Here is a 25393-nt window from a genome sequence, read left to right as displayed (position 1 = left end):
GTTTGGGGTGGGTGTGGTACGGCGGAAACCGGAGGACGCGCAACGTGGCGCAGTCCACAGCGGCCTGTCGCGGATCAGCCTGTCGCGACGGCCGAACGGCCACGACAATGCCACTCAATGGCTTTGTCGCCTTTTTTGGGCGGGTCGTTCGTGCCGCTGGGCACGCACGCTCGTTCTTCACTGCGGGGGCGGTCGGTGCGCCGTTCCCGGTGAGCTGGTCGTAGGAGCACTAACCGATGGGCGAGGGGTACGCATGACCGACACCGGCCAGGTCCCGGCCGAGGGACAGCCGGAGAGCGCAGGCATGGTGGAGCAGCCGGGCGCCTCCGCGGCGCACGGTTCGTACCCCTACCTCTCCGAGACCACCGCCGAGGACGAAGACCTGCTGCTGCCCGGCTCCCAGGGCGCCTGGGGCAACGAGGTGGCCCCGCCCGCGCCCGAGCCGGTCGTGGAGGCCGTGCACCAGCCGGAGGCGCACGAACTCTCCGGCCGCGACAGCGGCTCCGTCGACCTCAGCGCGGTCCGCACGCCGGCTCCGACGGCCCCCACGACGCCGATTCCACCGATCACCCCGCGCCGTCCGCTGCATCTCGGCCCGCCCATCCCCGACGCCTCCGCCAGCCCGGTCCGCTCCCTCGCCGACCGCGGCGCCGTCGGCGCCCCCGCCCGCCAGCCGGGCCCCGAGTACTTCGAAGCCCCTCAGCACCGCGAGGCGGCGGCCCCGCAGGCGGCGACGCCCTGGGGGGCGCACGCCCAGGCCGTGCACGCCCCTGCCCCCGCGCCGGTGAGCGTCGAGGTGTCGGCTGCCGAAACGGTTGTCCCGGCCGGTGAGCACGGAGGCGTCGCCCAGGCGGTGGTGGCCCGGGTGGTCACCGAGGCCGGTGCCGCGACGGGCACCGGCCCCGAGGGTGCCGCCCAGAGCGCCGAGGCCGGTGTGCCGGCCCCGCGGGACGCCGGGAACGGCGCAGCGGGGCCGTCGGCCGGTGACGCCATGGCGGGCGCCGAGGGCGGGCCTGTCCCGGGCGCCGGCGAGGTCCCGGGCGCTGCCGTGGGCGAGACCGACGAGGCCGTGGCGGTCGCACCCGTTGCGGGAGCCGAACAGGTCGCGGTGGCAGCGCCTGCTCAGGAGGCCGACGAAGCCGCGACCGGTGGCGCCGATGCCGGCGCCGGTGAGATCGCCGTCCCCGAGAACGCCGTCGACACGGACACCCCGGGCGGCCCGCTGAGCGAGGCCGACGCAAGCGCCGTGCAGATCGCGGATGTTGCGGGCTCGGTCGCCGCTGCGGGCGCGCAGGCCCCCGCGGCCGAGGCAGCGCAGACCGAGGCAGCGCAGACCGAGGCAGCGCAGACCGAGGCGGCCCCGGCTGCGGACGCCCCCGCCGAGGTGCCTGCCCCCGAGGCCGTTCAGGCCGCCGAGGTGCCCGGCCCCGAGGCCGCCGAGGTGCCCGCCCCCGAGACCGGTGAGGTGCCCGAGGGCAGCGCCCCCGAGGCCCCGCAGCTTGCCGAGGTGCACGCCCCCGAGGCCCCCCAACTCGCCGAGGAAGCCGCCCCCGAGGCCGTCCACGTGCCGGAGGCCACCGCCCCGGAGACGGCCCCCCAGCCCGCGCAGGCGGTCGCCCCTGAGACCGAGCAGGTCCCGGCCGCCGCCGCTGCCGAGACCGTCCAGAGCCCGGACGCGCCCGCTCCCGAGGCCACCCCGCAGCCCTCCGGGGCCCCCGCTCCCGAGGCCGCTGAGGGCACCCCGGTGCTCGATGCCGCGCAGGACGCCGCTCCCGCCGCAACCGCGATCGCCCAGGGCGACCCGCAGGCCGACGCCGTCCAGACGGCACCGGACGCCGCGCAGGCAGACGAGTCCGCGTACGCCGAGCAGCCCGCGGCGGCGCCCCAGCCCGCGGACGCCGCTGCCGTACCCGCGGACGACGCCTCCGCCGTCGTAGCCCCCGAAGCGGCTGCGCAACCCGCGGACGCGGACTCGGCCGCCCCGCCGTTGGAGCCCGCCGTCCAGGTCGAGCAGCCCGCTGCGGACCCGCAGCAGGCGCCCGCAGCCATGGCCGACCCGAACCTCGCGCAGGCCCAGCCGCCGACACCGGTCGCCGCCGCCCCGGACAGCGCCGAGGCCGTCCCGGCGGACGCGACCGCCCCCGACGCGCAGGCCCCGCAGCCGGAAGCCGCCGTCACCGACGACCCCGCCGCCCAGGCGGCGGACCCCGGGCCGACCGCGGAGGTCGACGCCGCACCGGCCGAGGCCCCGCAGCCGCTCGCCGCGGCAGCCGTCGCGCCCGAAGCGGTCGACCCGCAGGCGCCGGACGCCGCACCCGCCGCGGCCGAGGCCCCCGAGCCGTACGTCGCCGAACCCGCCGGCCCGCAGCTGCGGTCCGCGCAGGCCGGGGCCCCGGCCGGACCGCCCGTCGAGCACACGTCCGGTACGGGCGAGACCGTGTCGGGCCTGCCGTCCGGGGTGCCGCTGGAACCCGCGCCGGACCAGCCCCTGGGTCAGTTCGTCCCGGTGGAGGGCACGGTGCCGACCGCCCCGCACCTCGCGCCGACCCCGCCGCAGCCGACCGTGCTTCCCCCGGAGGACGCGACCGTCGCCACCGTCCCCGCCCCCCGTGAGGGCGACCCCGAACTCGTCCAGCACGCGGAGGACCTGGAGACCCGGGTGGCCGACCAGGAAGACACCGCAGAAGAGAGCACCACCGTGGCGGAAGAAGCACGCCGGTCCACCGGGCCGGCCGCGCCCGCATATGACGACGCCGAGCGCGAGGCCGTCCTCAAGGTCATGCGCGAGCGCCGCGACATCCGCAACGGCTTCCGCAGCGACCCGATCCCGCACGAGGTGCTGCTCCGCGTCCTGGAGGCGGCGCACACCGCGCCCTCCGTCGGCCACTCGCAGCCCTGGGACTTCGTCGTCATCCGGTCCGCCGACACCCGGCGGGCGATGCACGAACTGGCCCAGCGCCAGCGCGAGGCGTACGCCAGGTCCCTGCCCAAGGGCCGCGCCAAGCAGTTCAAGGAACTGAAGATCGAGGCGATCCTCGACACCCCGGTGAACATCGTCGTCACCGCCGACCCGACCCGCGGCGGCCGCCACACCCTCGGCCGGCACACCCAGCCGCAGATGGCGCCGTACTCCGCCGCGCTCGCGGTGGAGAACCTCTGGCTCGCCGCCCGCGCCGAGGGCCTCGGTGTCGGCTGGGTCAGCTTCTTCGACGAGCGCGAGATGGTCCGCGCCCTCGGCCTGCCCGAGCACCTGGAGGTCATCGCCTACCTGTGCGTCGGGTACGTCGACGAGTTCCCGGAGGAGCCCGAGCTGATGCAGGCGGGCTGGTCCAAGCGCCGCCCGCTGTCGTGGGTCGTGCACGAGGAGACGTACGGCCGTCGCGCCCTGCCCGGCGAGGAGCCGCACGACCTGCTCGCCGAGACCGTGGCCCAGATCCGCCCGCTGGACGCCAAGGCGCTCGGCGAGGCCTGGGAGCGGCAGAAGCGCATGACGAAGCCGGCCGGTGCGCTGGGCATGCTGGAGATCATCTCCGCGCAGCTGTCCGGTCTGTCCCGCCAGTGCCCGCCGCCGATCCCGGAGCCCGCGGCCGTCGCGATCTTCGCCGGCGACCACGGCGTGCACGCCCAGGGCGTCACGCCCTGGCCGCAGGAGGTGACGGCCCAGATGGTCGCCAACTTCCTCGGCGGGGGAGCGGTGTGCAACGCCTTCGCCGGCCAGGTGGGCGCCGAGGTGTGCGTCGTCGACGTGGGCGTGGCGGCCGATCTGCCGGCCACCCCAGGTCTGCTGCCCCGCAAGGTCCGCGCGGGCACCTCCGACATGACGACCGGTCCCGCGATGACCCGCGAGGAGGCCAAGCAGGCCATCGAGGTCGGCATCGAGACGGCCCGTGACCTGGTGGCGGCCGGCAACAAGGCGCTGCTGACGGGCGAGATGGGCATCGCCAACACGACCGCGTCGGCGGCCCTGATCTCGGTCTTCACCGACACCGACCCGGCCGAGGTGACGGGCCGTGGCACGGGCATCAACGACGAGACCCTCGCCCGCAAGACCGAGGTCGTGCGCCGTGCGATCGAGCTCCACCAGCCCGACCCCGCCGACCCCATCGGCGTCCTGGCGGCGATCGGCGGCTTCGAGCACGCCGCGCTGGTCGGCCTCCTGCTGGGCGGTGCCTCCCTGCGCACCCCGGTGATCCTGGACGGCGTGAGCGCGGGCGCCGCGGCCCTGGTCGCCCGAGCGATCGCCCCCGAGGTCCTCGCGGCCTGCATCGCCGGCCACCGCAGTGCCGAGCCCGGCCACGTGGCCGCGCTCAACAAGCTGGGTCTGCGCCCGCTGGTCGACCTCGACCTCCGCCTCGGTGAGGGCACCGGAGCGCTGCTGGCCCTGCCGCTGGTCCAGAGCACGGCCAGGGCGATGCACGAGGTGGCGACGTTCGACTCGGCGGGAGTGACCGAGAAGTAGCGGGAGCCGCACCACAGGTTCTGAGCCTTGTTCGCCGGTGGCTCCCGGGCGGCCCGTGGGTCCGCGGCCGGTCGTTCCGCACAGTGGAGCGGACGGCACGGACCCCCCGGCCGCCAAGGCGACGGCGGGGCACGGACCCCCCGCCGCCCAGGCGACGGCGCCCAGCCACCGGACACCCGAACCGCCCTTCCCGCACGCACCGTAAAATCCGCACGTCAGGGCCTCGCACCGCGCACCAGAGGAGCCGCACCCTCATGGCCGAAAACCCCGCCTACCCGGTAGGCCTCCGCCTCACCGGCCGCAAGGTCGTCGTCCTCGGCGGCGGTCAGGTCGCCCAGCGCCGCCTCCCGGCCCTCATCGCAGCGGGCGCCGACATCCTCCTCGTGTCCCCCGAGGTGACTCCCTCCGTGGAGGCGATGGCGGACGCGGGCGAACTCACCTGGCTCCCCCGCCGCTACGAGGAGGGCGACCTCGCCGACGCCTGGTACGCGCTGATCGCCACCGGCGACACGGAGGCGAACACCCGGGCCTCCGCCGAGGCCGAGCGCCACCGCGTCTGGTGCGTCCGCTCCGACGACGCCGACGAGGCGACGGCCTGGACCCCCGCCACCGGTCACAGCGAAGGCGTCACCGTCGCCGTCCTCACGACCGAGGCGAGCGACCGCGACCCCCGTCACACCGCCGCCATCCGTGACGCGGTCGTGGAAGGACTGCGCGACGGCACTCTGGTCGCCCCGCACCACCGCACCCGCACTCCCGGAGTCGCCCTGGTCGGCGGCGGCCCCGGCGATCCGGACCTCATCACCGTCCGCGGCCGCCGCCTGCTCGCCGCGGCCGACGTGGTCATCACCGACCACCTGGGCCCCCGCGACCTGCTCGCGGAACTCTCCCCGCACGTCGAGGTGATCGACGCGGCGAAGCTGCCGTACGGCCGGTTCATGGCCCAGGAGGCCATCAACAACGCGCTGATCGAGTACGCCAAGCAGGGCAAGTCGGTCGTACGCCTCAAGGGCGGCGACCCCTTCGTCTACGGGCGCGGGATGGAGGAGGTCCAGGCACTGGCCGAGGCCGGCATCCCGTGCACGGTCGTCCCCGGCATCTCCAGCTCGATCTCGGTGCCCGCCGCCGCCGGCATCCCGGTCACCCACCGGGGCGTCGCCCATGAGTTCACGGTGGTCAGCGGCCACGTCGCCCCCGACGACGAGCGCTCCCTGGTCGACTGGCCGTCCCTCGCCAAGCTGACCGGCACCCTGGTGATCCTCATGGGCGTCGGCACCATCGGGAAGGTCGCCGAGACGCTCATCGCGCACGGCAAGTCCCCGGACGCGCCCGTCGCCATGATCCAGGAGGGCACGACGGCGACCCAGCGCCGTGTCGACGCGACCCTGGCGACGGTCGGCGAGACCGTACGTGCCGAGGACGTGAAGCCCCCGGCGGTCATCGTCATCGGCGATGTCGTCAAGGTCGGCCCCGAAGCCGTCGCGCCCCGCGAGTAACCCCGGGTAACACAACCCGTACCGAGCCGTTGGCACCGCACCCAGGACAAGGCAGTATCACCCTGTGGCCGATCTCATCACCGTCGATGACCCCGCCGACCCGCGCCTGCGCGACTACACGGGCCTGACCGACGTCGAGCTGCGCCGTAAGCGCGAGCCGGCCGAGGGCCTGTTCATCGCCGAGGGCGAGAAGGTCATCAGACGAGCCAAGGAAGCCGGCTACGAGATGCGGTCCATGCTGCTCTCGGCGAAGTGGGTCGACGTCATGCGCGACGTCATCGACGAGCTCCCGGCTCCGGTGTACGCGGTCAGCCCGGACCTCGCCGAGCAGGTCACCGGCTACCACGTGCACCGCGGAGCGCTCGCCTCCATGCAGCGCAAGCCGTTGCCGACCGCCACCGAACTCCTGCGCGGCGCCCGCCGCGTGGTGGTCATGGAGTCGGTCAACGACCACACCAACATAGGCGCCATCTTCCGCTCGGCGGCCGCCCTCGGCATGGACGCGGTGCTGCTCTCACCGGACTGCGCCGACCCGCTCTACCGACGCAGCGTCAAGGTCTCCATGGGCGCGGTCTTCTCCGTCCCGTACGCCCGCCTGGACACCTGGCCCAAGAGCCTGGAGTCGGTCCGCGAGGCCGACTTCACCCTCCTCGCCCTGACCCCGGACGAGAAGGCCAGGACCCTGGACGAGGCCGCCCCGCACCGGATGGACCGGATCGCGCTGATGCTCGGCGCCGAGGGGGACGGGCTGTCGACCCAGGCCCTGGTGGCCGCCGACGAGTGGGTGCGCATCCCGATGTCCCACGGCGTCGACTCCCTCAACGTCGGCGCGGCGGCCGCGGTCGCCTTCTACGCCGTGGCGTCGGGCCGCCCGCAGGGGTGAGAGCTCGGTGAGGGCGCGGGGTGAGGCGGTGGTCGCGGTGCTGCTGCGCGCGGAGCGGATCCTCGCGGTCCGCCGCGGCCCCGCCGTGCCCCGCCCCGGTTACTGGCAGCCGGTCAGCGGCAGGATCGAACCGGGGGAGACGCAGCGGGAGGCCGTCGTCCGGGAGGTCCGCGAAGAGGTGGGGCTCACCGTCGTACCCGTGGCGAAGGTCTGGGAGTCCGAGACCGACGACGGGTCGTTCCGCCTGCACTGGTGGACGGCGCACGCCGACGCCGGCGAGGTGGTCCCCGACCCGGGTGAGGTCGCCGAGGCCCGCTGGGTCACACCGCGGGAGTTCCTGGCCCTGGACCCGGTCTTCGACGGCGACCGCGAGTTCTTCGAGCGCGTCCTGCCGGGCCTGTGAAGCCTCGCACTCCCCGGGGAAGGGCTACTCGGTGATCTCGAACGTCGACTCGTACCGCTCGGACATCGAGTCCCCGTCGAGCGGCACATAGCCCGGGTCCACATGCTCCTGCCGCTCCCGTACGCCGTTCCCGTCGTCGCCGAGCCCGCGCTGCGGGCCCTGGCAGCCCTGCGCCGCGGCGATGCCGAGCGCCACGAGCAGCGTGACCACGACGAAGACGAACAGCCGCTGCCGCAGCAGCTGCGGGTTGGCGGGCCGGCGCCCGGTACCGGTGTTCCTCGGCGCCGGACGCCCGGTGCCGCTGCGCGGCGCGGGCCGGTTCCCGCTGCCGGACCGGGGCTGGTTGCGCGAGGCGGGAATCGGCCGCGCGCCGGACCGGGACGCCCCGGTACCGCTGTGCGGGGAACCACCGCGTGAGGGAGCCCCGTCGCGGGCGGGCCCGGGCACGCGCGGAGCGCCGCTGCCCCGCGACATCCCGGCGCCGCGCGGCGGGGGAGTGCCCTGGGCACGTCGCTGGGCACGCGGCTGCTGCGCATAGGTGTCGGCGAGCCGCCCGGTGGGGCGGTCCGCCTCGGCGCTACGAGGCGCGGGCGGACGTACGTCCGAGAGTCCCTGCGCCTCCCGGGCCGCGATCTCCTTGAGGCGAAGCGACAGCTGGAGCGTGCTGGGCCGCTCCTCGGGGTCCTTCGCCAGACAGGCCCGGACCAGCGGGGCCAGCGCGTCGGGTACGCCGTACAGCTGGGGCTCCTCGTGGACGACGCGGTACAGCATCACCTCCGAACTGCCGTGCCCGAAGGGTGAGTCGGCCATCGACGCGTACGCGAGCGTGGCACCCAGGGAGAAGACGTCCGTGGCCGGAGTGACGGCGGCACCGCGCACCTGCTCCGGGGCGAGGAAGCCGGGCGAGCCGACCGCCGTACCGACGTGGGTGAGGGTCGAGGCGCCCGTCGCCCAGGCGATGCCGAAGTCGATGATCCGTGGGCCCTTGGGGGACAGCAGGATGTTCGAGGGCTTCAGGTCACGGTGGACGACCCCGGCCTCGTGCACGGCGACCAGTCCCTCGGACAGGGCCGCGCCGATGGCGGCGACCTCCGCCGCACCGAGCGGGCCCTCGTCGACGACCTTGTCGTGCAGGGAGGGGCCGGGTACGTACTGGGTGGCGAACCAGGGGCGGTCCGCTTCCAGGTCGGCGGCCACCAGCCGTGCCGTACAGCCGCCGCGAATCCGCCGTGCCGCCGAGACCTCACGCGCGAACCGCGAGCGGAACTCCTGGTCCTCCGCCAGGTCGGGCCGGATCACCTTCAGCGCGACCCGCTGCCCCTTCTTGTCGGAACCCAGGTAGACGACGCCCATTCCGCCCGCGCCGAGCCGTCTGTGAAGCCTGAAGGAGCCGACGACGCGCGGGTCCTCGCGCCTCAGGCGCATCATCGCCATGTTCATCCCCGCTGCCCGGTCCGTCTGACGAGCCACAGCTTACGTTTCCACGGGCCGCGGTGCGCAGAGGCCGCGCCCTCTCGACGCGATCGATTGTCAGTGGTGGGTGAGAGACTTGAAGAGTGGTCAGAGGGCGGGTGAGCAGGGCGACTTAACCTGGTCGCCGCCCCCAACCAGCCATCGCAGAAGGGGGATTGATCCTGTGAAGGGTGACCGCGTGGAGATAGTCGTGGACGCGGGGGACACGACGCGCACGTACGAGGTGGTGGCGAGCAGGGCGGGCCGCAGGGTGGAGACGGCGGTGCGCCGGGGTGTCGTCGAAGTGAGCGAAGTCACCCGAAGTGGGGCGGTGGTCCGTACCGCCCGCTTCATGGCGAACCGGGTGCTCGCCCTGGTCGAGCAGCCGGTTCCGCGGGAGGACGGTCCGGAGAAGAGGTCGGAGACAAAGTAGGGCAGAGCTGATCCTTCCGGGCGTCCCCTCGGGGAAGACCCCGAGACCTGGCACCTCGTCTCCACCCAGGGGAGTACTCCGCACGTCATGGCTCATCCTCGGGGAGGCCCGGCAATGGGTACGAGGGCATGACGTGCCGGAGGCGTCGCCCGCCTAGATTTGAGGTCAAGCGGCGGGTGCAGCACTCGTCCCCCGAGGTCAGACACCCGCCGCTGCCAACGACAACTGACACAGGTCGGGAGAGGGACCATGGCCCAGACGGCACCGCGGACGCTGATCCGCACGCAGCAGCGCATCACTCTGCGCTCCCGTCGCCAGGGCCGCCGCCACCCCCTGGTGGCGACGATCATGGCCCTTCCCCTGGCGGCCCTGCTCCTCGTCGTCTTCGACGGCTGGGAGACGGTGGCCACACAGGCGTCGTCCGTGGGCGTGATGCTGGGGCGCTGAGCGGCGACCCCAGGCCCGGAAGAGCGGTTCGGGCGGGGACATCCACCCATGAAACCCCGTGGGGACGGGGGTGCGGCGGACGGCACAGATGCCGGCGCAGCTGGGGAGCTGCGCCGGCATTGCTCTTGCCCGCGAGCGATGGCTCCACGGGACACACGGCCCCGGGTACCCGCGGGGGTCGGATCACCGGCCCTCCCACGTACCCTCGCGCCCAGAGCATCCGCACCCAAGGGATCACAGTGACCGCGAACCCCCTGCTGCCCGACCTCACCGCACGAGCCGAAGCAGCGGCACACTCCCGTACCTCCGCCTGTCCCTGCGGAGCCACCGTCACCCTCGCCGACCGCCCCGACGCGACCGTCGTCCGCCATGCCGACACCGTCGCCAAGGCCCACGCCCCGGACAGCACCCCCGCCGATCTGACACCCCGCCTCACCGCCGCCGCTCGCCTCCCCGGCCTTCTCCTCCCCCCGCTCACCCCCGCCCCCGTCGACCTGCACGGCCGGCTGGTGACCTGCTGGCCGTACGGCGCCCCGGTGGACCCGACCGATCCCGACTCGGCCCCCTGGGAAGCCGCCGCCGGCCTCCTGGCCCGCCTGCATCGAACGCCCGCCCCGGCCCCCCTTCCTCCCATGCGAGGCCCCGTCAAGGCCGCGCTCGCGGTGTCCCGTCTGCGTACGGCCACCGCGGCGGTCGCGCCCGGCAACGCCCTCACCGCCGAGGCCACCGCCGTTCTCCGTGCCTGGGACACCCTCCCCGCCTGGGCGCGCGCCGAGGCGCCCCAGCCCGACACCAGCACCCTCTGCCACGGCGACCTCCACCTCGGGCAACTCGTCCGCCACCCGGCCCCGGACGGCCCCTGGCTCCTCATCGACGTCGACGACCTCGGTGTGGGCGTGCCCACCTGGGACCTCGGGCGGCCCGCGGCCTGGTACGCCGTCGGGCTGCTCCCGCCCGACGAGTGGGACCGCTTCCTCACCGCGTACCGCGACGCCGGCGGCCCGGCCGTCCCCGCCGACGCCGACCCCTGGTCCGCCCTGGACGTTCCGGCCCGCGCCCTCGCCGTGCAGACGGCCGCTCGGGCGATCACCAAAGCCCTGGCCGAAGGCCGTCTCCTGGACGAGGTCGAGCAGTGCCTCGTCGACGCCTGTGACCGAATGACTTCCGTCCCCCTTGAGTTGACCCAGGGATACGCAAAGTAGGGTGCAACCGACCGCAGCCGGACAGAGTCTGTCCTGGCGATACGCGAAACAGGACCGACCGGCGAGGAGTTGACCCGACCATGCAGTGTCCGAAGTGCCGAGCCCCGATGCACACGTACAACCGCAACGGCGTCCAGATCGAGCAGTGCAGCGGCTGCCGCGGCATCTTTCTCGACTACGGGGAGCTGGAGGCGCTGACCCGCCTGGAGTCCCAGTGGTCCCAGCCGGCCCCGCCGCCTCCGGCCGCACCCGCCCCGCAGGCCTACCCGGCGGCCCCGCAGGCCCCGGCCTGGGGTGCCCCGCACGGCGGCCCCCACGGCGGTCACTACGGCCACCGCCGCCACAAGAGCTTCGGTCACATGCTGTTCTCCAGCTGAGCACGCACCGAGCACGAAGAAGCCCCCGGTCACGACCGGGGGCTTCTGGCTGTGGACGATACTGGGATTGAACCAGTGACCTCTTCCGTGTCAGGGAAGCGCTCTCCCGCTGAGCTAATCGTCCTCGGGGTCACGACCCGAGGGTCGTGGATCTTGCGTGCGCGATACTGGGATTGAACCAGTGACCTCTTCCGTGTCAGGGAAGCGCTCTCCCGCTGAGCTAATCGCGCGGGGGATCCGAAGATCCAGTGGACGATACTGGGATTGAACCAGTGACCTCTTCCGTGTCAGGGAAGCGCTCTCCCGCTGAGCTAATCGTCCTTGGAGGTGGAGACGGGATTTGAACCCGTGTAGACGGCTTTGCAGGCCGTTGCCTCGCCTCTCGGCCACTCCACCAGGAGTGTAGGGGTTCGGGAAGATCCCCTTGTTCCTTCGAGCGGACGACGAGGTTCGAACTCGCGACCTCAACCTTGGCAAGGTTGCGCTCTACCAACTGAGCTACGTCCGCTTGTCGTTTCGTTCCGCTCTCGCGGCCCGGCGACGAGTTGAACTCTAGCGGATTCCGGGGCCAGTACAAAAACGCGTTTGTGCAGCGTGCTGCGCTGCACCCGCTCAGGGACCGGCCGACGGTCCCGGAACCGGCATGGCCAGGTCACCCGGGGGACAGCCGCCATAGACTCGACTGCGTGCCCGACCTTGCTCCTCTCGCCCGCTTCGGCGACCGTGTCGCCACCGGTCTCCTCGACGTCACCAGCGATCCCGCCGCCCTGGACTCCAGCGGCTTCTGGGCGGTCTGCGCCGACTTCGAGGGCCGTCTGACCTGCGCGCGCTTCCGCGACGTACGAGAGGAACCGGTGCCGGCGCCGGTCCCCGGGCACTGGCGAGGCCCGGTCGCCGGGGACTGGACGTCCTCGCTCGACCGCGCCGCGTACACGGCGGGCGTACGGCGCATCCGCGCGCACATAGCGGCCGGCGAGGTCTACCAGGCGAACCTCTGCCGCGTACTGAGCGCGCCGATCGGTCCGGAGGCGGACGTGGACGCCCTGACCGCGCTGCTCGCGCGCGGCAATCCGGCCCCGTACGCAGGAACGATTCGTCTGCCGCGGCACGGTGTGGAGATCGCCACCGCGTCCCCCGAGCTGTTCCTGCGGCGGGACGGGCGGACAGTCGAGTCCGGGCCGATCAAGGGCACCGGACGTACCGAGGCGGACCTGCTGGACAAGGACTACGCCGAGAACGTGATGATCGTGGACCTCGTGCGCAACGACATCGGCCGGGTGTGCGCCACCGGGACCGTCACCGTCCCCGACCTGTGCGCCGTGGAGAAGCACCCGGGGCTCGTCCACCTGGTGTCCACCGTCCGCGGTGAGCTGCGCCCCGGTGCCGGCTGGCCGCAGCTGCTCGACGCCGCCTTCCCGCCCGGCTCGGTGACCGGCGCGCCCAAGTCCAGTGCCCTGCGGATCATCGACGCGCTGGAGACGGCGCCCCGCGGGCCGTACTGCGGCGGCATCGGCTGGGTCGACGCCGACCGCGGCGTCGGCGAGCTGGCCGTCGGGATCCGCACCTTCTGGGTCGACCGGGGTGCGGGGCTGCTGCGGTTCGGAACCGGCGCCGGGATCACCTGGGGGTCGGACCCCGAGGGGGAGTGGCGGGAGACCGAGCTGAAGGCCGCCCGGCTGCTCGCGGTAGCGTCGGGAGCGTATGAGGTGAGTGGAGAGGGACTGCAATCGTGAGGATCTGGCTCGACGGCGGACTGCAGGACATCGAGTCCGCCCGTGTCTCCGTCTTCGACCACGGGCTGACCGTGGGCGACGGCATCTTCGAGACGCTGAAGGTGGTGGACGGCCGTCCGTTCGCGCTGACCCGGCACCTGGACCGGCTGACTCGCTCGGCGAACGGGCTCGGGCTGATCGACCCCGACCACGACGAGGTGCGCCGCGCCTGCGCCGCCGTCATCGAGGCCAACCCGATGCCGCTCGGCCGGCTGCGCATCACCTACACCGGCGGCCACGGCCCCCTCGGCTCCGACCGCGGCGAGCACGGCCCGACCCTCGTCGTCGCTCTCGGCGAGACCACCCGGCGCGCCGACTCCACGGCTGTGATCACCGTTCCCTGGACCCGCAACGAGCGCGGCGCCCTCACCGGCCTGAAGACGACCTCGTACGCCGAGAACGTCGTCGCACTCGCCCGCGCCCATCAACAAGGTGCCAGCGAGGCCCTGTTCGGCAACACGGTGGGGCAACTCTGCGAGGGCACGGGGTCGAACGTCTTCGTCGTCCTGGACGGCGAGATCCACACCCCGCCGCTCGCCTCGGGCTGTCTCGCGGGCATCACCCGCCAGTTGACGATCGAGTGGACCGGCGCCAGGGAGACCGACCTGCCGCTGGACGTCCTCCAGCGGGCCGACGAGATCTTCCTCACCTCCACCCTGCGCGACGTCCAGGCCGTGCACCGCGTCGACGACCGCGAACTGCCGGGCGCCCCGGGCCCGGTGACCGCCAAGGCGATGCGCGTCTTCGACGAGCGGTCCGGCGACGACCTGGACCCGTGAGAGTCGGGAAAAAGGGCTGCCGTGGTCCGCAACGGTGGGTAGAACACCCCTGATGACCACGACCCTGCGGCCGACCGAGCCGCTTCAGCGCCATGCGGACGGGACGCGCTCGCGCCGCTACCAGGTGTGTGTGAACGGCCGTCCCGTGGGCGGCCTCCACCTCGGCACGCACCCCGTCTTCGGGGAGGCGGTGGCCCGGGTGACGCAGCTGTGCATCGAGGTGCCGGACCGACGGCGCGGCCGGGGCACCGTGGCCGCCCTCGCGGCCGAGGAGGTGGCGCGCGGCTGGGGCTGCAAGCGCATCGAGGTGGCGGTCCCCGCGGACGCCGCACCGGCGCTCCGGCTCGCGACGGCGCTGGGCTATGTCGTGCGCAACCGCGGCATGGAGAAGACGCTCGGCGACACTCCGCCCCGACTGCCGGCGGGCAGCCGGGCGCGCCCCATGACGGACGCCGAGTACGGGCCGTGGCTCGCCAGGGGCAGCGAGAACTACATCCGGGACTGGGTGCGGCGCGGGGTCCCGCAGGACGAGGCCCGGGCCAGGTCCGAGCGCGACCACGCCGCCCTGCTGCCGGACGGCCCGCGCACGCCGGACGTGTACCTCAGCGTCCTCGAACACGAGGGGACACGCGTCGGCACGCTGTGGTTGGCCTCGGTCGAGGGCCGCGCCTACGTCTTCGACGTCGAGACCGAGGCGACCCACCGCGGCAGGGGCCACGGCCGCACGCTGATGCTGCTGGCCGAGGCCCAGGCGATCGCCGCGGGGCAGCGGGTCCTCGGTCTGAACGTCTTCGCGGACAACACCCCGGCCGAGCGGCTCTACGCGTCGCTCGGTTACGAGACGAAGCAGTACAGCCTCTACAAGACGCTGCTGTAGCGGAAGGGGACCGGCGCCGGGACCGGAGGCGTTCGGTCAGGCGCTCTGTTCGGCGAGCAGCCGGTCGGCGATCTCCTCGATGCGCCGGCGCAGCCCCTCCTGGCTCTTGCCGCCGTCGAGGCGCTCGCCGTCGATCATGTACGTCGGGGTGCCGGTCACGCCGAGGGCCCTGCCCTCGGCCTGGTCGGCGTCGACGATCAGGATGTGCCGGCCGTCGATCAGGGCCGTGTCGAACTCCTCGGCGTCCAGGCCGAGCTCCCGCGCCACCTCGACCAGGAACGACTCTCCCTTGCGGTCCAGTTCCTCGACCCGGTCCAGCACGGCCTCGACGTAGGGCCACCCCTGCCCCTGCTCCAGGGCCTCCTCGGCGGCCTGGGCGGCGGCGAAGGCGTGCTTGTGCTTCTCCAGCGGGAAGTGCCGCAGCCGCAGCTCCAACCGGTCGCCGTAGCGGGCGCGCAGGGCACGCAGATCGTCCAGGGCGCTGCGGCAGTCGGGGCACTGCAGCTCGCACCAGACCTCCAGTACGGCGGCGGGACGGTAGGGGAAGGAGTCGCTCATGGCGCCAGTCTCCCAGCACCGGCGCGGACGGCCCAACCCGGCCTCGTGCTCCGGCGAGGGCGGACCGGTGTTCCGTACCCGAGCCTGGCACGGCCCGGACCGCGGGATGTGCGGCGCCGGGACTCACCGGCGGGGACCGCTCCCGACGAGAGGCCCTCCGAGGGCAGCGGGAACCCGCGCTTCGACGCCCGCTCGGCCGTGCTGCACAGGGAGGCACGGATCGATCGCGGAGGCGCCCCGGGCGGTGCCGTGCCGGCGGGGGCGCCGAGCGGATCGACCGGCACCTGCGGAGGAGGCGACCCCGAGATGTCCCTGATGTCGGGGCCAGGCATGGCCCGGCGGGGTGGCCGCGGTGCAGGATGGAAGGGACGAAGTGCCGTGACCTCGACCCTGCCTGCCAGGAGGCCCGGATGATTGCCGAGACAGTCTGTTCCGCCGTCGCCGCGGCCGGCCTGGGCATCGCGGCGGTCACGGCCTACCGCAAGAGGTTCCTCGCGGCCACGCGTCTGGTCGCGTACTCCCTGGTGCCGCTCGGCCTGGTGATGACCGGGGTCGTCGACTGGCTGGCCGACACCGCCTTCAGCCCGACGGCTTGGGCGGGCTTCGGAGTCCTCGGCGCGTCCTGGCTGCTGTTCGCCGGTACCCGGGCGGTGGAGCGCCGTCGCGGCGGCACCGGCAAGGAGCGCGGACAAGCGCGCGCGGCCGGTCAGCGCGAGGCGGTGGCCCCGTCGGCCTCGGCGCCCTCCCTGGGCCCGGGCTCGGGGCAGGCGAAGCGCCCGGCGACCGCACCCCGAGCCGACGCCGGGGACGACTTCAGTGACATCGAGGCCATCCTCAAGAAGCACGGCATATGAGCCTTGGCTGAACCCCCTGGGTGGAGGGGAAACGACACAGTGGGTCGCCGCCCGTCCGTAAGCGATCACGACTCGGACCGGAGACCGCGGAAAACAGCGAAGACCCGCTCATCGCGGGCGTGGTGATCGCGCGGTGAGGGGCAACTGCGTCATCATCGCCGCGAGATGCTGGACACGACTCAAAGCGAGGCCGCGCCCCCTCAGGACGAGCCTCGCGGGTGCCTCTTCGCCCTTTCCCAGCCACCGCTGATGATCTTCCTTGCGGTGATCGGGTGTCTGCTGCTCATGGCTGCGCTGCACGATCTGCTGCTGCTCTGAGCCGTACTCGCGGTCCCCGGCGCCACCCGCCGGGGTCCGCGTCGACACACTCGCCGTGCCCGCCGTGCACGGCCCCTGCCGCTCAGCCGGCCGCCTCCTTGCGGCGCGCCCGGTAGGCGGCCACATGCAGGCGGTTTCCGCAGGTACGGCTGTCGCAGTACCGCCGTGAGCGGTTGCGGGAGAGATCCACGAAGGCATGGCGGCAGTCCGGAGCCTCACAGCGCCGCAGTCGCTCCTGCTCCCCGGCCACCACGAAGAACGCCAGTGCCATCCCGCAGTCGGCCGCCAGGTGGTCGGCGACGGAGGCACCGGGGGCGAAGTAGTGCACGTGCCAGTCGTACCCGTCGTGGTCCGTGAGGCGGGGGGTGGTGCCCGCGGCGGCGACCAGCTCGTTGATCAGCCCGGCCGCGACACGCGCGTCCGCCGCCTCGAAGATCGAGGCGAACCGTCCACGCACCTTGCGCACCGCCGAGAGATCGAACTCCGAGAGCACACCGACATCGCTGATTTCGTGCTTTCGTACGAATTCGGCCAGGGCCGTGACGTCCGGCAGGCCGTCCGGGGCGGTGTCGTCCTCCGGGGCGGTGTTCACCAGGTCCACCACGGCATCGAGCGCACACCGGGTGTCATGGGTGATCAGCACGTTTCGCTCCCTGGCCTGAGGGTCGGGCGGGCGCCCGCCGATGGTGGCCGATGGTAACGGCATCTGCCCGGGCTGTACCGGCCCAGGCCCTACTGGTGACGTCGATTACAACGCCGAGGGAGCGCCGACGGTTCCCGCAGGGCCCCTGGCCCGACGGATGCGCGTGCACGCACAGCAGCGCCGCCTCCGCTGAGCGGAGGCGGCGCTGCTGCATGCCGCTGTACGGCTGTCTTGGCCCGAGCCGTCTCCCCGAGTCGACGGCACCGGGCGGCTTGTGCGGCCTCGCCCTAGCTTTCCGCCAGGATGTGCGAGAGCTCCTGGTCGAGATCGAAGTGCCGGTGCTCCGTGCCGGGAGGCACGGCGGCGTCTGTTCGCTTCAGGAAGGACTCCAGGGCGCGCGCAGGTGCCTCAAGCAGGGCCTCGCCCTCCGGGGAGCTCAGGGCGATGCACACGACGCCCTGGCCATGGCTGCGCGACGGCCAGACGCGGACGTCGCCGGTTCCGGTGGGCCGGTGGAGGCCCTCCGCCAGGAGGTCGCGGGCGAACACCCACTCGACGGTCTCCTCGGCTCCGGTGTGGAAGGTGGCGTGCACGGCGTAGGGGTCGGCCGTGTCGTACCGCAGGCCTGCGGGGACAGGCAGGGAGGACTCGCTCGACACAACGAGGCGCAGGTGCAGCTCGCAGCTGACCGTGGTGTTCATAAGCGCCAGGGCCTTTCGCTCAGTGTGCGCTCGGGGATTCGCACGTCGGCGAAATCGACATGCCACCTACGGTGCCGTTGTAAACCCCTCTGAGTGTTTTGCGTGCGTTTACGTAACTCTTCCGGCCGAGAACCCGTTTGCGAGGTACGGCCATTCCGGTGACTGGTTTCGGTCCGGTAGGGTTTGGCCGTATGAATACGGGGAGTGACGAGCCGGGCGAGGTTGCCGTGGCGGCGGACGAGACTGAAGTGGACGGTGTGAAGGGCGACAGCGAGCAGGGCCTCGGCTCCAGAGCGCCGGAGTTCATCAAGGCGCGCCGTGTGCTGCATCTGAGCTGGCAGGTGGGCGTCTTCATCATCGGCCTGGCGATCGTGGCCGCCGGCATCGTCATGCTGCCGCTGCCCGGTCCCGGCTGGGTCGTGATCTTCTGCGGCATGGCGGTCTGGGCGACCGAGTTCGTCTGGGCCCAGCTCGTCCTGCGCTGGACCAAGCGCAAGGTGACCGAGGCTGCGCAGCGCGCCCTCGACCCGAAGGTGCGCCGCCGCAACATCATCCTGACGTCGATCGGCCTCGTGATCGTGGGCGTGCTCGTCGGGATCTACCTGTGGAAGTTCGGCATCGTCATGCCCTGGAAGATCGAGAACCAGTGATCCGCGACGGGGTGCGGGCCTCGGCCGCTGCGGCTCCGCGCTGGTCACCCGCACCCCCTGACATGGGGTAATGTTCTTCCTGCGCCCGGGCGATTAGCTCAGTGGGAGAGCGCTTCGTTCACACCGAAGAGGTCACTGGTTCGAACCCAGTATCGCCCACCCGGATGCGGCGGCCCGTCTGCGACAGAGCGGACGGGCCGCCGTCGTATGTGCGCTTCCGTGTGTGAGGGCCCTGTGGTGGCCTTGCCCGAACGGGCCGGTTCTGGCCGACCGGCAGCCGTGTGCGCAGGTCCGGTTTGCTTTCGGTTCCTCGGTCGCGCCCGTCCTGCCTGCGGAGTTGGACGGCCCGGCTGCCGGGGCGCCTCCGACGGCCCGTCAAGTCGCCGCCCCGGCCCGCAAGAAATTCCTGTCCGAATCATTGACGCATCACTGGCCCCCTCGTAGCTTGTGCCAGCAAGCGCTTACTTGAAACGATTCATGCCGTCGGAGGCGACGCTGCGGGGAGGGGCCCGACCATGGGAACCAGCAGGAATGTTGAGAGGCGTACGATCCTGAAGGCGGCAGGGGCCTCCGCGGCCGCGCTCGGCCTGGGTGCGACGACCGCCTGCGGCGGTGACAGCGGTTCCGGAGACGGGACGGTCACCCTCCGTTACGCGTGGTGGGGTGGTGAGCCGCGCACCATCGCCATCAAGAAGACGATCGCGCTCTTCGAGAAGAAGTACCCGAAGATCAAGATCAAGCCTGAATTCACCGACTACGAGGCGTTCTGGGAGAAGTTCCAGACGCAGGCGTCCGGCGGGAATCCGCCGGACGTTTTCCAGAATGCGGTGGGTTTCCTGCGCAAGTACGACAAGCGCGGTGTCCTGATGGACCTCAAGGCGCAGGCGGACGCCGGGAATCTGAGCCTGGACGACTTCCGCAACGGCGTTCTGGCGAACGGCCAGGTCGACGGCAAGCAGATCGGCATCCCCGTCGGCGCCAACACCATGGCGCTCGTCATCGACCTCAAGGCCTTCGAGAAGGCCGGCGTGGAGGCGAAGTTCGGCTGGACCTGGGACGAGTACTTCGACGCGCTCCAGACGATCCAGGACAAGCTGAAGATCGCCGGGGACACCGGCTACTTCAGCATCATGTATCTCTACGACCTGTACCTGCGTCAGAACGGCAAGGCCTTCTTCACCGACACCGCGCTCGGCTTCACCGAGGACGATCTGACCGAGTGGTGGGAGGACGGCTACAAGCGCGTGAAGTCCGGGCTCGTCGCCGACCCGAAGAAGGTCGAGCAGGTCAAGCCCAAGTCCGCGCTCTCGGCGGGCCTCGCCGCGTCCGAGTTCACCTGGGACAACTTCTCCATCCGCTACGAGGGCGAGGGCGAGTCGGACTACGGGCTGGCGCCGATCCCCACCACGGACGGCAGGCGGACCGGCCAGTACCTCGGCTCGCTGATGCTGAGCGCCTTCTCCGGGACCCAGCACCCCAAGGAGGTCGCCCAGTTCATCGACTTCATGGTCCACGACCCCGAGGTCGGAAAGGTCATGGGCTACGACCGCGGCATCCTCGCCACGAACGAGCAGTACGACGCCTTCACGCCCACCGACGCCAACAACAAGGGCGTCAAGGCCTACGAGGAGCAGGTCGCCGAGGCCGGCGTCCTCGGGAAGATCACCCCGCACCCGTCGGGCGCCGACGTCATCGAGGCGGCGTTCCTGCGCATCGGCGGCGAGGTCGCCCAGGGCAGGACCAAGCCGGCCGACGCCGCCAAGGCGCTGTTCAGCGAGGCCAAGGCCGCGTTCGCGGGCTGAGGGGACGTACCGCCATGACGCTCGTCAAGCAAGCGCCCGCGCGCCCGGCCGGGAAGCGGCCCGCCGCTCCCGCCGCCGGGCGGCGCGGGCGGCGCCGCGAGAACCTCGCCGGCTACCTCTTCATGTCGCCGTGGATCGCGGGGTTCCTGCTGCTCACGGCGGGGCCGATGATCGCGTCGCTGTACTACGCGTTCACCAGCTACAACCTGTTCACGCCGCCGAAGTGGGTGGGGCTGGACAACTTCACGACGATGTTCCAGGACCCGCGCTGGCAGAAGTCGGTCGAGGTCACGCTGAAGTACGTCGTCGTGGCCACCCCCCTGAAGCTGCTGCTCGCGCTCGGCGTCGCGCTGCTGCTCGCGCAGAAGCGGCGCGGACAGGGCCTGTACCGGGCCGCGTTCTACATGCCCTCGCTCATCGGCGCCAGCGTCTCCGTCGGCTTCGTGTGGCGGGCACTGTTCTCGGACGACGCGATCGTGGACCGTACGCAGAAGATCTTCGGTCTCGACGTGGGCGGCTGGATCGGCAACCCGGACTACGTCATCTACGCCCTCGTGGCCCTGAGCATCTGGCAGTTCGGCGCCCCCATGGTCATCTTCCTGGCAGGCCTCAAGCAGGTCCCTCAGGAGCTGTACGAGGCCGCCGAGGTGGACGGTGCCGGCCCTCTGCGCCGCTTCTGGAACATCACGCTGCCGATGATCTCCCCGGTGCTGTTCTTCAACGTGCTGCTGGAGTCCATCCACGCGTTCCAGGTGTTCGGTTCCGCCTACGTCGTCTCCGACACCCGCTGCGGGCCCGCCGACGCCACGCTCGTCTACACCTGTTACCTCTACCAGAAGGGCTTCAAGGAGGCCCAGATGGGCTTCGCCTCCGCGATGGCCTGGACGCTGGTGGTCGCGGTGGCGCTCGTCACGGCGGTCCTGTTCTGGTCGCAGAAGAAGTGGGTGCACTACGAGGAGGCCGCCAAGTGACCACTGCCGTCAGCCCCGCCCCGCACACCGGGAACGAGCGGCGGCGCGCCGGATCGATCGCCTGGCACCTGGGCGCGCTCGTCGTCCTCGCGGTCGTCCTGTATCCCGTGGTCTGGGTGGTCGGCGCCTCCTTCAAGCCGAGCAAGGACATCATCGCCAGCCTCGACCTGCTGCCCACCGCGCCGGTCCGGGAGAACTTCTCCGGACTCGCCGACGGCATCTCGGGGATCTCCATCGGCAGCTTCTTCTGGAACTCGCTGGTGTACGCCCTGCTCGCCGTGGCCGGTGTGGTGCTGTCCAGCTCGCTGACCGCGTACGCCTTCGCCAAGATCGGGTTCGCCGGGCGGAACCTGCTCTTCACGCTGATGATCGGCACGCTGCTGCTGCCGTACCACGTGCTGCTCATCCCGCAGTACGTGCTCTTCCGCAACCTCGAACTCACCGACACCCTGGTGCCGCTCGTGGCGGGCAAGTTCCTGGCCACGGAGGCGTTCTTCGTGTTCCTGATGGTGCAGTTCATGCGCGGACTGCCGCGCGAGCTGGACGAGGCCGCCAGGCTCGACGGCTGCGGGCACCTCAGGACCTACTGGTCCATCGTGCTTCCGCTGAGCCGCCCCGCCCTCATCACCAGCGCCATCTTCACCTTCATCAACGCCTGGAACGACTTCATGGGGCCGCTGATCTACCTCAACACCCCCGAGAAGTACACCGTCTCGCTCGGCCTGATGATGTTCCGCGACCAGGAGGGCATCTCCAACTACGGCAGCATGATCGCGATGTCGCTGGTGGCGCTGGTGCCGGTCATCGCCTTCTTCATGGCCTTCCAGCGGTACCTCATCGACGGCATGGCGACCTCCGGACTGAAGGGCTGAGGCGGTCACCATGGCGCACGCACGCGTGAAGGCCCGTGCCCCGCGCGGGGAGTCGGTGTTCGGCGAGCGGTTCGCGGTCTTCGCCGAATGCCTGCTCACCGGCGTCTGGATCGCCGTGGCCTGCCTCGGGGTCGTCACCTACCCGCGGCCTTCGCCGCCGGAGCGCGGCATCTGCGGCGTCGTACGGCTCACGACGGCGGTGGCCTGCGGGAGTTCGCCGAGGACTTCCGGGCGGGCGTGCGGCGCGGCTGGGCCGTCGGGCTCGGCGGGTGGGCGGTCGCCGTCGCCGTGTGGGTGGACGTCCTGGCCGCCCGCGCCGGGATTCCCGGTGGACCCGTGGTCGGGGCGGTCGGGGTCTTCGCGCTGATCGGGGCCGCGGTGGCCCTGCTGCGGGCGGCCGCGGTCTGGACGCCGGGTGCGGCCTGGCGGGCGTTGCTGGCGGCCGCCGGCCGGCGGACCGTGCTCGATCCCGCGGGGTCGTTCCTGGTCGTCTGCGGGCTGGCGGTCGTGGCCGTGTCCGCCTGGTTCGTCCCGCCGCTGGCGGTCCCCGTCCTGGGGGCCGTCGCGGCGGCCGCCGTCGCCGTGGAGGAGCGGTACCGGCACCGCTGAAGCGGCGGTGCTCGCACGCGGCACAGGACCCGTGGGCCGTATGAGGCCCTCTCTGTCATGCCCCTGACCACCTTGCACTCGCACGGAAAGGAAAGGCCATGTCCCCCATCCCCCGCAGGTCCCTCCTCAAGGCGGCCGCCGTCGCCGGAGCCGCAGCGCAGTTCGGCTGGGCACCGGGTGCCAAGGACGCGCAGGCCGCGCCCGGAGCCGCCGAGGCCGACGACGGCCCCGTGACCCTGAACTGGCTGGAGGACGGCGGCCTGGGTGCCGCACCCGGCTCCACCGTGGGTGTGCCGTGGCCGAGGGGCACGTACCAGCCGGGCCAGGCCTTCGCGGTGACCGACGCGGACGGCAGGGCCGTGCCGGTGCAGTCCTGGCCGCTCGCCCACTGGCCCGACGGCTCCCTCAAGTGGACCGCGCACGCCGTGAGCTCCGGCAACGGCAAGCTCACCCTCGCCGCCGGAAAGGCCGCGGTACCGGAAAGGAAGGTGACCGTCGACACCAGCGGCGGCGTGATCACCGTGGCCACCGGCGTCATCACCGCGAAGATCGGCACGTCGGGCGCGACCCTCGTCAAGTCGGTCACCCGTGGTTCCACGGAGATCGCCAGAAACGGGCGGCTGGTGCTGATCCGCCAGCCGGAGATCGAGGACGAGGAGCAGGGCGCGGTCAGGACCGAGCGCTTCGAGGGGGCCATCTCCAGGGTCGAGGTCGAGCAGGAGGGCCCGGTCCGGGCGGTCGTCAAGATCGACGGCAAGCACCGCAGGGGCAGCCGCAGCTGGCTTCCCTTCTCGATCCGGCTCTACTTCTACGCGGGCGCCGACTCCTTCCGCATGGTGCACACCCTCACCTACGACGGCACCCAGGAGCCGGGCAAGGCGAGCGGCGACTTCATCCGCGGCATCGGCGTCCGCTTCAGCGTGCCGATGCGCGACGAGTCCTACGACCGCCACATCCGCATCGGCGGCGAGGGCACCGGCATGCTCCGCGAGGCCGTCAAGGGGATCACCGGACTGCGCCGCGACCCGGGGGCGGCCGTGCAGGCGGCGCAGTTCGCAGGGCGGAAGCTGCCCGACCCCGCCACCTGGGACCAGCGGGTGACGACCCGCCTGCAGTACATCCCCGAGTGGGGCGATTACACCCTCTCCCAGCTGTCCGCCGACGGCTTCACCCTGCGCAAGCGCACCAAGAAGGGCCACGGCTGGATCGGCGCGGGCGGCGGCCGGCGAGCCTCCGGCTTCGGCGCGTCGGCGGGGTCGGCGGCGGACTCTCCTTCGGGCTGCGGGACTTCTGGGAGAGGTTCCCCGCCCAGCTCGACATCCGCGACGCCCACACCGACGAGGCCGAGGTCACCCTGTGGCTCTGGTCGCCCGAGGCGCAGCCCATGGACCTGCGCTTCTACCACGACGGCATGGGCCAGGACACCTATCCCGAGCAGCTCGAAGGCCTCAACATCACCTACGAGGACTACGAGCCCGGCTTCGGCACGCCGTACGGCATCGCCCGCACCTGCGAACTCCTCTTCTGGGCCAACGCGTCCACCCCGAGCCCCGAGACGCTCGTCCGGCAGGTCGAGGCCGTCCGGGTGCTGCCGCAGCTGGCCGCCCCGCCCAAGCAGCTCATCAGGGCCAAGGTCTTCGGCCACGGCCTGTACGCCGAGCCGGACCGGTCCACCCCGGCCAAGGCGAAGATCGAGGACCACCTCGACTTCCTCTTCACCTACTACAAGGACCAGGTGGAGATGCGCCGTTGGTACGGCTTCTGGGACCACGGCGACATCATGCACACGTACGACACCGTGCGGCACCAGTGGCGGTACGACATCGGCGGCTACGCCTGGGACAACTCCGAGCTGTCGCCGGACCTGTGGCTGTGGTTCGCCTACCTTCGCTCCGGCCGCGCGGACATCTTCCGGTTCGCCGAGGCGATGACCCGGCACACCGGTGAGGTCGACGTGTACCACCTGGGCAAGTGGGCCGGACTCGGCACCCGGCACGGTGTGCAGCACTACGCCGACAGCGCCAAGCAGCAGCGCATCGCCAACACCACGTACCGCCGCTACTACTACTTCCTCACCGCCGACGAACGCGTCGGCGACCTCATGCACGCCAACGTCGACTCCGACGAGACCTTCCTCGTCCTCGATCCGATCCGCAAGATCCGCACCGAGCCGTACACCCCCGACCGGCACGCCCTGTCGATCGGCTTCGGCACGGACTGGAGCGGGCTCGTGTCGGCGTGGCTGACCGAGTGGGAGCGCAAGGGCCCCAAGTGGGAGAAGGCCAAGGCACGCGTGCTGTCGACCATGGAGACGATCGCCGCCCAGCCCAACGGCTTCGTGCAGGGGACCGGCCTGTACGACCTCGACACGGGCAGGTTCGCCGTCGCCGACAAGCCGGTCGTCAGCGTCTCCCACCTCTCCGCCGTGTTCGGCCTCAACGAACTGTGCGCCGAACTCGTCGACCTCGTCGACATGCCGAAGTTCAACGAGGCCTACTTCGACTACTGCCGCTACTTCAACGCCACCAAGGCCGAGCAGGCGGCGCGCTACGGCTCCCACTTCGGCAGCCTCATCCTGTTCCAGGGCCACTCGCGCCTGGACGCGTACGCCGCCGTGAAGACCGGTGACGAGAAGCTCGCCGAGCGGGCGTGGGAGAAGTTCTACAACTCCGACGGCTACAAGGAGTCGGCCCCCTGGCGGACGGAGAAGCTGAGCGGTCCGGACGCGCTGGTGCCGGGCGACGAGGCCGCGTGGGTGTCGACGAACGACACCGCGCTGTACGGCCTCGCCGCCATCGAGAACCTGGCGCTGCTCGGGGACCGGATGCCGTAGGG

General features: G+C 72.0%; 21 protein-coding genes, 6 tRNA genes and 2 pseudogenes. 20 read left to right on the top strand and 9 right to left on the bottom strand.

The genetic code is table 11. The annotated features are described in order from the left end of the window. Positions 1-253: 253 nt before the first annotated feature. The 4 genes from cobT (at position 254) to ACWCPI_RS20495 (ending at position 7241) form a co-directional block, all read left to right on the top strand. Entirely contained in the window at positions 254-4459 is a 4206-nt protein-coding gene (gene cobT / locus ACWCPI_RS20510) for a nicotinate-nucleotide--dimethylbenzimidazole phosphoribosyltransferase (protein ID WP_451039449.1), read from the top strand. A 254-nt stretch (positions 4460-4713) separates the two neighbouring features. Next, complete coding sequence (gene cobA, locus ACWCPI_RS20505; protein ID WP_451039448.1) at positions 4714-5955, top strand: uroporphyrinogen-III C-methyltransferase; 1242 nt, start codon at positions 4714-4716, stop codon at positions 5953-5955. A 64-nt stretch (positions 5956-6019) separates the two neighbouring features. Continuing rightward, positions 6020-6838: a TrmH family RNA methyltransferase gene (locus tag ACWCPI_RS20500; RefSeq protein WP_451039447.1), complete on the top strand. Its 819-nt coding sequence runs from the start codon at positions 6020-6022 to the stop codon at positions 6836-6838. 7 nt (positions 6839-6845) lie between these two features. Further along, positions 6846-7241 (top strand): NUDIX domain-containing protein, encoded by a 396-nt coding sequence (locus tag ACWCPI_RS20495; RefSeq protein WP_451039446.1) that lies wholly within the window; start codon positions 6846-6848, stop codon positions 7239-7241. A 24-nt stretch (positions 7242-7265) separates the two neighbouring features. Here ACWCPI_RS20495 and ACWCPI_RS20490 read toward each other — a convergent pair whose 3' ends face one another. Next, positions 7266-8681 (bottom strand): protein kinase domain-containing protein, encoded by a 1416-nt coding sequence (locus ACWCPI_RS20490; protein ID WP_451039555.1) that lies wholly within the window; start codon positions 8679-8681, stop codon positions 7266-7268. Positions 8682-8877: 196 nt separating this feature from the next. On the opposite strand from ACWCPI_RS20490, the gene ACWCPI_RS20485 reads away from it, so the two are divergent. The 4 genes from ACWCPI_RS20485 to ACWCPI_RS20470 all read left to right on the top strand — a co-directional run bounded on the left by ACWCPI_RS20485 (position 8878) and on the right by ACWCPI_RS20470 (position 11152). Continuing rightward, complete coding sequence (locus ACWCPI_RS20485) at positions 8878-9126, top strand: hypothetical protein (protein WP_451039445.1); 249 nt, start codon at positions 8878-8880, stop codon at positions 9124-9126. Positions 9127-9375: 249 nt separating this feature from the next. Then, positions 9376-9573 (top strand): hypothetical protein, encoded by a 198-nt coding sequence (locus ACWCPI_RS20480; protein WP_451039444.1) that lies wholly within the window; start codon positions 9376-9378, stop codon positions 9571-9573. A gap of 239 nt (positions 9574-9812) precedes the next feature. Next, a complete protein-coding gene (locus ACWCPI_RS20475) occupies positions 9813-10775 on the top strand; it encodes a phosphotransferase family protein (RefSeq protein WP_451039443.1) in 963 nt (320 codons plus the stop codon). An 80-nt stretch (positions 10776-10855) separates the two neighbouring features. Continuing rightward, positions 10856-11152 (top strand): TFIIB-type zinc ribbon-containing protein, encoded by a 297-nt coding sequence (locus ACWCPI_RS20470; RefSeq protein WP_451039442.1) that lies wholly within the window; start codon positions 10856-10858, stop codon positions 11150-11152. Between the two features lie 52 nt (positions 11153-11204). Here the strand turns inward: ACWCPI_RS20470 and ACWCPI_RS20465 are convergent. The 5 genes from ACWCPI_RS20465 to ACWCPI_RS20445 all read right to left on the bottom strand — a co-directional run bounded on the left by ACWCPI_RS20465 (position 11205) and on the right by ACWCPI_RS20445 (position 11660). Then, positions 11205-11276, bottom strand: a tRNA-Val gene (locus tag ACWCPI_RS20465). A gap of 34 nt (positions 11277-11310) precedes the next feature. Continuing rightward, positions 11311-11382 (bottom strand) — tRNA-Val (locus ACWCPI_RS20460). Positions 11383-11401: 19 nt separating this feature from the next. Beyond that, a tRNA-Val gene (locus ACWCPI_RS20455) sits at positions 11402-11473 on the bottom strand. A 1-nt stretch (position 11474) separates the two neighbouring features. Beyond that, positions 11475-11548 (bottom strand) — tRNA-Cys (locus ACWCPI_RS20450). Between the two features lie 39 nt (positions 11549-11587). Continuing rightward, a tRNA-Gly gene (locus ACWCPI_RS20445) sits at positions 11588-11660 on the bottom strand. A gap of 178 nt (positions 11661-11838) precedes the next feature. Between ACWCPI_RS20445 and ACWCPI_RS20440 the strand changes: the two genes are divergently transcribed. Genes ACWCPI_RS20440 through ACWCPI_RS20430 form a run of 3 tightly spaced genes read left to right on the top strand, consistent with a single transcriptional unit; the run spans position 11839 to position 14580 of the window. After that, the gene (locus ACWCPI_RS20440) at positions 11839-12885 is read left to right on the top strand and encodes a chorismate-binding protein (RefSeq protein WP_451039441.1); all 1047 of its coding nucleotides are present in this window, start codon (positions 11839-11841) and stop codon (positions 12883-12885) included. Beyond that, complete coding sequence (locus ACWCPI_RS20435; RefSeq protein ID WP_451039440.1) at positions 12882-13703, top strand: aminotransferase class IV; 822 nt, start codon at positions 12882-12884, stop codon at positions 13701-13703. The genes ACWCPI_RS20440 and ACWCPI_RS20435 overlap by 4 nt, the downstream gene beginning before the upstream one ends. A gap of 52 nt (positions 13704-13755) precedes the next feature. Then, entirely contained in the window at positions 13756-14580 is an 825-nt protein-coding gene (locus tag ACWCPI_RS20430) for a GNAT family N-acetyltransferase (protein ID WP_451039439.1), read from the top strand. 36 nt (positions 14581-14616) lie between these two features. Here ACWCPI_RS20430 and ACWCPI_RS20425 read toward each other — a convergent pair whose 3' ends face one another. Beyond that, positions 14617-15138 (bottom strand): DsbA family protein, encoded by a 522-nt coding sequence (locus ACWCPI_RS20425; RefSeq protein ID WP_451039438.1) that lies wholly within the window; start codon positions 15136-15138, stop codon positions 14617-14619. A gap of 410 nt (positions 15139-15548) precedes the next feature. Here ACWCPI_RS20425 and ACWCPI_RS20420 point away from each other — a divergent pair, with 410 nt between their 5' ends. Both ACWCPI_RS20420 and ACWCPI_RS20415 read left to right on the top strand, forming a co-directional pair. Then, positions 15549-15992: a hypothetical protein gene (locus ACWCPI_RS20420; RefSeq protein ID WP_451039437.1), complete on the top strand. Its 444-nt coding sequence runs from the start codon at positions 15549-15551 to the stop codon at positions 15990-15992. 165 nt (positions 15993-16157) lie between these two features. After that, positions 16158-16310: a hypothetical protein gene (locus ACWCPI_RS20415; RefSeq protein ID WP_004002639.1), complete on the top strand. Its 153-nt coding sequence runs from the start codon at positions 16158-16160 to the stop codon at positions 16308-16310. A gap of 82 nt (positions 16311-16392) precedes the next feature. Here ACWCPI_RS20415 and ACWCPI_RS20410 read toward each other — a convergent pair whose 3' ends face one another. Together ACWCPI_RS20410 and ACWCPI_RS20405 are read right to left on the bottom strand one after the other, a co-directional pair. Then, positions 16393-16953 (bottom strand): CGNR zinc finger domain-containing protein, encoded by a 561-nt coding sequence (locus ACWCPI_RS20410; protein ID WP_451039436.1) that lies wholly within the window; start codon positions 16951-16953, stop codon positions 16393-16395. A gap of 287 nt (positions 16954-17240) precedes the next feature. Then, positions 17241-17654: an SsgA family sporulation/cell division regulator gene (locus tag ACWCPI_RS20405; protein ID WP_004002642.1), complete on the bottom strand. Its 414-nt coding sequence runs from the start codon at positions 17652-17654 to the stop codon at positions 17241-17243. 191 nt (positions 17655-17845) lie between these two features. On the opposite strand from ACWCPI_RS20405, the gene ACWCPI_RS20400 reads away from it, so the two are divergent. The 7 genes and pseudogenes from ACWCPI_RS20400 to ACWCPI_RS20370 all read left to right on the top strand — a co-directional run bounded on the left by ACWCPI_RS20400 (position 17846) and on the right by ACWCPI_RS20370 (position 25391). Beyond that, positions 17846-18304: a TIGR02611 family protein gene (locus ACWCPI_RS20400; RefSeq protein WP_451039435.1), complete on the top strand. Its 459-nt coding sequence runs from the start codon at positions 17846-17848 to the stop codon at positions 18302-18304. Between the two features lie 87 nt (positions 18305-18391). Next, positions 18392-18463: transfer RNA gene (locus tag ACWCPI_RS20395), tRNA-Val, on the top strand. A gap of 356 nt (positions 18464-18819) precedes the next feature. Beyond that, entirely contained in the window at positions 18820-20106 is a 1287-nt protein-coding gene (locus tag ACWCPI_RS20390; RefSeq protein WP_451039434.1) for an ABC transporter substrate-binding protein, read from the top strand. Between the two features lie 14 nt (positions 20107-20120). Beyond that, positions 20121-21077: a carbohydrate ABC transporter permease gene (locus ACWCPI_RS20385; protein WP_451039433.1), complete on the top strand. Its 957-nt coding sequence runs from the start codon at positions 20121-20123 to the stop codon at positions 21075-21077. Beyond that, complete coding sequence (locus ACWCPI_RS20380) at positions 21074-21949, top strand: carbohydrate ABC transporter permease (protein ID WP_451039432.1); 876 nt, start codon at positions 21074-21076, stop codon at positions 21947-21949. Before ACWCPI_RS20385 ends, ACWCPI_RS20380 begins: the two co-directional genes overlap by 4 nt. 10 nt (positions 21950-21959) lie before the next feature. After that, positions 21960-22558: pseudogene (locus ACWCPI_RS20375) on the top strand (hypothetical protein). A gap of 98 nt (positions 22559-22656) precedes the next feature. Further along, positions 22657-25391, top strand: a pseudogene (locus ACWCPI_RS20370) (exo-rhamnogalacturonan lyase family protein). Positions 25392-25393 lie beyond the last annotated feature (2 nt).

This window comes from Streptomyces sp. NPDC001920, from assembly GCF_053594495.1.
The sequence above is the reverse complement of the archived record's forward strand: the minus strand, read 5'-3'. Positions and strand labels throughout refer to the sequence as shown.

Excerpts from the sequence above, each read along its gene's own strand:
- cobT (WP_451039449.1), top strand. The coding sequence starts at position 254 with ATGACCGACACCGGCCAGGTCCCGGCCGAGGGACAGCCGGAGAGCGCA.
- cobA (WP_451039448.1), top strand. The coding sequence starts at position 4,714 with ATGGCCGAAAACCCCGCCTACCCGGTAGGCCTCCGCCTCACCGGCCGC.
- ACWCPI_RS20490 (WP_451039555.1), bottom strand. The coding sequence starts at position 8,681 with ATGAACATGGCGATGATGCGCCTGAGGCGCGAGGACCCGCGCGTCGTC.
- ACWCPI_RS20480 (WP_451039444.1), top strand. The coding sequence starts at position 9,376 with ATGGCCCAGACGGCACCGCGGACGCTGATCCGCACGCAGCAGCGCATC.
- ACWCPI_RS20470 (WP_451039442.1), top strand. The coding sequence starts at position 10,856 with ATGCAGTGTCCGAAGTGCCGAGCCCCGATGCACACGTACAACCGCAAC.
- ACWCPI_RS20430 (WP_451039439.1), top strand. The coding sequence starts at position 13,756 with ATGACCACGACCCTGCGGCCGACCGAGCCGCTTCAGCGCCATGCGGAC.
- ACWCPI_RS20425 (WP_451039438.1), bottom strand. The coding sequence starts at position 15,138 with ATGAGCGACTCCTTCCCCTACCGTCCCGCCGCCGTACTGGAGGTCTGG.
- ACWCPI_RS20420 (WP_451039437.1), top strand. The coding sequence starts at position 15,549 with ATGATTGCCGAGACAGTCTGTTCCGCCGTCGCCGCGGCCGGCCTGGGC.
- ACWCPI_RS20415 (WP_004002639.1), top strand. The coding sequence starts at position 16,158 with ATGCTGGACACGACTCAAAGCGAGGCCGCGCCCCCTCAGGACGAGCCT.
- ACWCPI_RS20405 (WP_004002642.1), bottom strand. The coding sequence starts at position 17,654 with ATGAACACCACGGTCAGCTGCGAGCTGCACCTGCGCCTCGTTGTGTCG.
- ACWCPI_RS20400 (WP_451039435.1), top strand. The coding sequence starts at position 17,846 with ATGAATACGGGGAGTGACGAGCCGGGCGAGGTTGCCGTGGCGGCGGAC.
- ACWCPI_RS20390 (WP_451039434.1), top strand. The coding sequence starts at position 18,820 with ATGGGAACCAGCAGGAATGTTGAGAGGCGTACGATCCTGAAGGCGGCA.
- ACWCPI_RS20385 (WP_451039433.1), top strand. The coding sequence starts at position 20,121 with ATGACGCTCGTCAAGCAAGCGCCCGCGCGCCCGGCCGGGAAGCGGCCC.